This window comes from Rhodoferax sp., assembly GCF_037143375.1.
GTDB lineage: Bacteria > Pseudomonadota > Gammaproteobacteria > Burkholderiales > Burkholderiaceae_C > Rhodoferax.
Window position 1 is genome coordinate 1 of sequence record NZ_JBAWYV010000199.1, and the last position, 4,852, is coordinate 4,852.

The window sequence follows — 4,852 nt, forward strand, 5'->3', positions numbered from 1 at the left end:
TACGCCCTGAGTTTTGTGCTGATCCAGTTGCTGCACTGGACCGTGGCCACCAAACAGCCCGCCATGACAGCACCGGCCATGGCCGCCAAGCTCAAGGAACTCAGCGCGCCGGGGGCGGTGGATGACTTTGTGAACGAAGTGAGCCACTTGGTGCGCTCGCAAGTGGCTGCCGTGGTGGGCAACCTGGCGCTAGTAGCGCCGTGCGTGATGCTCATCAGCACCGGCCTCTGGCTCGCATTTGGCAAACCGATGATTAACGTCGCTGAGTCCGAGCACGTCTTGCACACGCTCACCCTGCTTGGGCCCACCGCCCTGTTTGCGGCGCTGACGGGCCTGTTGCTGTTTGCGTCGAGCATCGTGGCGGGCTGGGCCGAAAACTGGTTTGTGCTGCACCGGCTGGACTCGGCCCTGCGCTACAACCCGAAGATCACCCGCGTGCTGGGGCTGCGCCGGGCCGACCGCTGGGCGCGCTTCATGCGCGACAACATCTCGGGCCTGGCGGCCAACATTTCGCTCGGTCTGATGCTGGGCCTGGTGCCGGCTTTTGCGGCCTTCTTCGGCTTGGGGCTGGAAGTGCGCCACGTCACCTTGTCCACCGGCCAGTTGGCGGCGGCAGTTGCCACGCTCGGCACCGACGCGCTCACCCTGCCGGTTTTTTGGTGGTGTGTGGCGGGCATTCTGGTGACCGGTGTGATCAATGTGGGCGTGAGTTTTTACTTCGCGTTCCGGTTGGCCTTGCGGGCCCACAACGTTAGCGGCGTGGACCGGGGCCGCATCAGTGCGTCCATTCGGGGCCGCTTGCGCAGCCAGCCCATGAGCTTCTTCTGGCCGACCAAAACCGCCGTCATCAAGGAAATTGACCATGGGTGAATTCGACCTGATCGAGCGCTATTTCAAACGTCCCACCGCCCGTGCCGCCCTCGGCATAGGCGACGATTGCGCACTTTTGCAACCCAGCCCCGGTACGCAATTGGCCATCTCCTGCGACATGTTGGTAGAGGGCCGGCACTTCCTGTCCACCATCGACCCCTTTCGACTGGGCCACAAGGCGCTGGCCGTCAACCTGAGCGACCTCGCCGCCTGTGGCGCCAAACCGCTGGCGTTCACGTTGGCCCTGGCCCTGCCCCGCGCCGACGAAGCTTGGCTGGCCCCGTTTTCTCAAGGCTTGCTGGCCCTGGCCGACGCGCACAACTGCGAACTGATCGGCGGCGACACCACGCAAGGGCCACTCAACATCTGCATCACCGTGTTTGGCGAGGTGCCCGTGGTGGGCGGCCGCTCACAAGCCCTGCTGCGCAGCGGCGCCCAGGCTGGCGATGACCTCTATGTGAGCGGCACGGTGGGTGATGCGCGGTTGGCCCTCGAAGTCTTTCGCGGCACGGTCTCGGTGCCGGCGCCGGTCTTTGACTCGGCCCGCCTGCGGCTGGAGCAACCGACGCCGCGCGTGGCCTTGGGCCTGGCCTTGCGCGGCCTCGCGACATCGGCCATTGACATCAGCGACGGCTTGCTGGGCGACCTCGGCCACATCCTGAAACAGTCCGGGGTGGGCGCCACCGTCGACACCGAAACCACTACTAATTTAATAGCTGCTTACGCATATTACACGGGGGCTAGAGGTCAATTAGACTTAAAGCCATCGCCTGAGCAATGGCTCGGCTGGTCTTTGGCGGGCGGAGACGATTACGAGTTGCTGTTCACCGCGCCACCCGCTGCCCGCGACTTGGTGGCCGCAGCGGCCCTGGCCAGCCAGACGCCGGTGACGCACATCGGCCACATCAGCCGGGAGCGCGGCCTGCGTCTGGTGGATGGCGATGGTCAATCGGTGGCTAACACATTCACCTCGTTCGACCACTTCGCCTAAGGCCAGTGTCGCTTAAGCGGCAGATAATCTGGCCATGCTTGAACCCCTGACCATTCATGAAGTGATGCCCGAGGCCATTCCCATGGCTGCCGGCCCGGTGCGCCCCACTTGGCGGTTCATGATGGCGCACCCCGCGCACGTCATGGCCCTGGGCTTTGGTTCGGGCCTGAGCCCCGTGGCCCCCGGCACCGCGGGCACGCTGTGGGCCTGGGCGGCGTTTTTGGTGCTGCAACCGTCCATGACCGACACCCGCTGGGCCTGGCTGCTGCTGGCGTCCATCCCGCTGGGCTGGTGGGCCTGCACCATCACCGCCCGAAACATGCGGGTGCTTGACCCCGGCAGCATTGTTTGGGACGAAATTGCCGCCTTTTGGCTGGTGTTGTGGCTGGTCACGCCAGCAGGTTTTATCGGCCAAGCGGTGGCGTTTGGGCTGTTCAGGTACTTTGACGCCGCCAAGCCCGGCCCGGTCGGTTGGGCCGACAATTTGTTTCACGCCGTAGACCCCGCCACCGACCCTGCCGCTTGGCGCAAAGCCGGTTTTGGCATCATGTTTGACGACTTTGTGGCAGCGGCTTGTGCCTTGTTAGTGATCGCCGGATGGCGCTTTTACTCATGATAAAAACGCTATTAAAACAAGAGCTGTATGCGCAGTATGTACGTGGGCTAGTGGCCAATTTACTGCTAAGTAAAAAACTAAAACTAGCCGCCGCAGAGAGTTGCACCGGCGGCATGATTTCCGCCGCCTGCACCGATCTGGCGGGCTCCAGCGTCTGGTTTGAGCGCGGCTTTGTCACCTACTCCAACGAAGCCAAAACCGAGCTGCTGGGCGTTGAGACAAGTCTGTTGCATCGATTTGGCGCGGTCAGCGAACCCGTGGTGCGGGCCATGGTGGTGGGCGCCTTGAACCGCTCGCACGCCCAAGTGGCGGTGGCCGTCACCGGCGTGGCCGGGCCCACCGGTGGCACCGCCGAGAAACCGGTCGGCACCGTCTGGTTTGGTTTTGCCGTGCCGGGCCAGGTGGTGACAGAGATCAAGCACTTTGATGGCGACCGCGGCCAGGTTCGCACCGCCACCGTGCAGCATGTGTTTGCCCGGTTGGTGGAGTTGCTGGAGTAAACGGCTGCTACCGAGAAGCTTCACCGGGCTTACTCTTTGGCGGCGTTCGGGTCCGCTTCTTTGTGGCAGGCCACGCAATCGGTCAAGGTTTTGATCTTGCCTTTTTGCCAGAGCCGGATCGCGCTGCGGTGCTTGTCCACGAATCGATCGGTGGTGGTGATGCGCGGCAGCGTTTCTCGGTTGCCCCACATTCGGCTGCTACCCCCATTGCGTTTCAGGTAATCTGAAATATCCTGGCGCGTCTTGGCGTCCAGACTGGCGTCCGCCCCAAAATGAGTTTCCAACTGCGCCATGATCTCCATCCAGTCGCCCGCAGGCAAAAGCGCGGGCGGAAACGCCAGATGGCAAGTGCCGCAGTCAGCGCGCCACGCGGCGTTGTCTTCACCCGGCTGCCACACATTCTCCCGGGCCACAGCCCATGAGGAAAAAACCAGCAACAACAGAATAAGCAGACGCCGTGGCAAAGCCGGACTCCCTATTTTTTCGGTGGCGCAAACTGAGACATGTAGTCGGCTACGGCGTCCAGATCAGTCGACAAGTAGGGTTTGATGACGGTCACCATGTCAGGGTTTGAGTTGCGCCGGTCACCATCGCGGATGAAGTTGACCTCACGCAACAGGTACTTGTAGTGCTGGGCGGCCACCATCGGATAAAACTTGACGGCATCGCCCTCGCCTTTGGCGCCGTGGCAAACCGCACAATCCTTGTCATAAAGCTGCTTTCCTTTGTCAAGCGCGCTACCGGTACCCTTGCCATTGGAGCCCAGCATTGGCAAGCCTTCCAGGTAAATGGAGACGTCAGCGATATCGAACGGCGTCAGGACATGGTCGCCAATGAAGGGTTCCATTTTGGGATTATTGCGGCGACCCGAGCGAATATCCGCGATCTGCTTCATGAGTACCTGTGCATGCTGCCCGGACAACCGTGGATAGGCCCCGCTGACCCGCCCCGATGCGTCAGCCCGGTGGCAGCCTTGGCATTGCTCAAACGCCACCTTGCCGCGGATGGGGTCGCCTTTGATTTCCAGGGCGGTTTTCAGCTCGCCCTTGATCTCGTTCCAGACCGGTGCCTGCGCCAGGACGGTGGCGGACCCGAGCGACAGAATCGAAAGAATGGTGATTAGTTTTTTCATGTTATTTCCTGATGACAGGGGGACTATTTAGCGTCAAGTTCGACCAGGTATTCGGCCACCGACTGAATCTCTTCTTCGCTCATGCGTTTGGCCGTGACGCGCATGAAGCGGCTAACGTCGTTGGATCGGTCGTTGTTAGCAAAGTTTTTCAATTGCTGGGTCACATACTGAACGTGCTGCCCGCCAATGCGCGGATAAATAAGATGCCCCGCGCCCTGAGGCTGGTGGCAACCAATGCAAGCAGGCACACCGTTCTCTTCATTGCCATCAAAGTAAATCATCTTGCCGAAACTGGCCGCTTTTTTGTCTCCCGTTTCACCCGGCTTGAGTTTTTGGCCACTGTAATAAGTAGCCAGCGACAGAAAATCTTCAGGCTTCAACGCCGCCACCACCGGCGCCATGATGTCGCTCTTGCGGCGGCCCGACTGAAAGTCTCGAAGTTGTTTGACGATGTAGCTTTCCTGCAAGCCGGCGATCTTGGGGAACATCGGGATGGCGCTGTTGCCATCCTCGCCATGGCAGGCGCCGCAGACGGCAGTCGCGATGGTTTTGGCGTCTTGGGCCACGCTGGGTAAGGCCAGCGCCCAGCCCAGCGCCAGACCGATGGCGGTCATGGCCAGCGGGCGCCGGGTAGACATGGGCTTGGAGGTTGTGTCTCTGTGAATCATTTTCAGTTCCTTGGAGCAGGGTCAGAAGGGTTACAGCTTGTACTGAATAAAGATGCCGATGACGTTGGCATGGTA

Annotated in this window: 6 protein-coding genes and 1 pseudogene; 4 read left to right on the forward strand and 3 right to left on the reverse strand. The window is 61.2% G+C overall.

Annotated elements, in window-relative coordinates:
• From WCG50_RS17450 to WCG50_RS17465, 4 genes and pseudogenes are all read left to right on the forward strand, one after another.
• Nucleotides 1-870, forward strand: a pseudogene (locus WCG50_RS17450) (recombinase); the annotation flags it as partial.
• Nucleotides 863-1,861 carry a thiamine-phosphate kinase gene (gene thiL / locus WCG50_RS17455; protein WP_336900869.1) on the forward strand — a complete coding sequence of 333 codons (999 nt, stop codon included), beginning with the start codon at nt 863-865 and terminating at the stop codon, nt 1,859-1,861. The pseudogene WCG50_RS17450 and the gene thiL, both read left to right, overlap by 8 nt.
• 64 nt (nt 1,862-1,925) lie before the next feature.
• Nucleotides 1,926-2,477: a phosphatidylglycerophosphatase A gene (locus tag WCG50_RS17460; RefSeq protein ID WP_336900874.1), complete on the forward strand. Its 552-nt coding sequence runs from the start codon at nt 1,926-1,928 to the stop codon at nt 2,475-2,477.
• Nucleotides 2,474-2,977, forward strand: coding sequence for a CinA family protein (locus tag WCG50_RS17465; protein WP_336900870.1), 504 nt, complete (start codon nt 2,474-2,476; stop codon nt 2,975-2,977). Before WCG50_RS17460 ends, WCG50_RS17465 begins: the two co-directional genes overlap by 4 nt.
• A gap of 29 nt (nt 2,978-3,006) precedes the next feature.
• On the opposite strand, the gene WCG50_RS17470 is transcribed toward WCG50_RS17465, so the two are convergent.
• The 3 genes from WCG50_RS17470 to WCG50_RS17480 are packed head-to-tail and all read right to left on the reverse strand — an operon-like array spanning nt 3,007 to nt 4,777.
• Nucleotides 3,007-3,441 (reverse strand): hypothetical protein, encoded by a 435-nt coding sequence (locus WCG50_RS17470; RefSeq protein ID WP_336900871.1) that lies wholly within the window; start codon nt 3,439-3,441, stop codon nt 3,007-3,009.
• Between the two features lie 11 nt (nt 3,442-3,452).
• Nucleotides 3,453-4,109, reverse strand: a complete 657-nt coding sequence (locus WCG50_RS17475) for a c-type cytochrome (RefSeq protein WP_336900872.1) — start codon at nt 4,107-4,109, stop codon at nt 3,453-3,455.
• Between the two features lie 23 nt (nt 4,110-4,132).
• Nucleotides 4,133-4,777, reverse strand: a complete 645-nt coding sequence (locus WCG50_RS17480) for a c-type cytochrome (RefSeq protein ID WP_336900873.1) — start codon at nt 4,775-4,777, stop codon at nt 4,133-4,135.
• Between the last annotated feature and the right edge of the window lie 75 nt (nt 4,778-4,852).

Excerpts from the sequence above, each read along its gene's own strand:
- WCG50_RS17480 (WP_336900873.1), bottom strand. The coding sequence starts at position 4,777 with ATGATTCACAGAGACACAACCTCCAAGCCCATGTCTACCCGGCGCCCG.
- WCG50_RS17460 (WP_336900874.1), top strand. The coding sequence starts at position 1,926 with ATGCCCGAGGCCATTCCCATGGCTGCCGGCCCGGTGCGCCCCACTTGG.
- WCG50_RS17465 (WP_336900870.1), top strand. The coding sequence starts at position 2,474 with ATGATAAAAACGCTATTAAAACAAGAGCTGTATGCGCAGTATGTACGT.
- WCG50_RS17475 (WP_336900872.1), bottom strand. The coding sequence starts at position 4,109 with ATGAAAAAACTAATCACCATTCTTTCGATTCTGTCGCTCGGGTCCGCC.
- thiL (WP_336900869.1), top strand. The coding sequence starts at position 863 with ATGGGTGAATTCGACCTGATCGAGCGCTATTTCAAACGTCCCACCGCC.